The 543-nt window shown below is 54.5% G+C and carries 1 protein-coding gene; it reads left to right on the top strand.

All coding sequences use genetic code 11. The features are described from left to right. Positions 1-543, top strand: a 543-nt coding sequence (locus AC3WQT_RS28905; RefSeq protein ID WP_492709478.1) for a cellulose synthase subunit BcsC-related outer membrane protein, incomplete at both ends; no start/stop codon positions are given.

The following is a 543-nucleotide window of genomic DNA, read 5'->3' as shown; positions in this document are numbered from 1 at the left end:
CTCCGTCACCGACAGCTACCTCTCCTATGCCGGTGCCAAAGACAGCCTCTACGGACTCACCTGGGGTGGCATCACCCGTACCGGCGTCAAGATCGACACCTCCTACGATGGCGAAGATGGTGGCGTCTATGCTACCTTAGGCTATTACGGACTCACAGGTAAAAACGTCGCCAAGAATACCGAAGCAGAAGTCGGTGTCGGTGCCTACTGGCGCGCCTACAAAACCAACGATTTCAGTTTTACCACAGGGCTAGGACTCACCTCCTTCTTCTACAACAAAAACCTGCGCTACTTCACTTATGGGCATGGCGGCTACTTCAGCCCCAAATCCTATGTAGCACTTGGTATTCCGCTGGAAATAGCAGGACGCAAAGGCAAATTCTCCTACCAGCTCGCCACCTCGCTCGGTGTACAACACTTCCGCGAACTGTCGGCTTTGTATTATCCGAATTCAGCGGCAGACCAGGCCGAGCTCGAACAATTTGCCGCAGCCAATCCCACCATCAACATCCAGACCAGCTACCCTGGCCAGACCAGGACAGC

The organism is Undibacterium sp. FW305-107, assembly GCF_058788535.1.
This window is presented reverse-complemented; position numbering and strand designations above follow the sequence as displayed.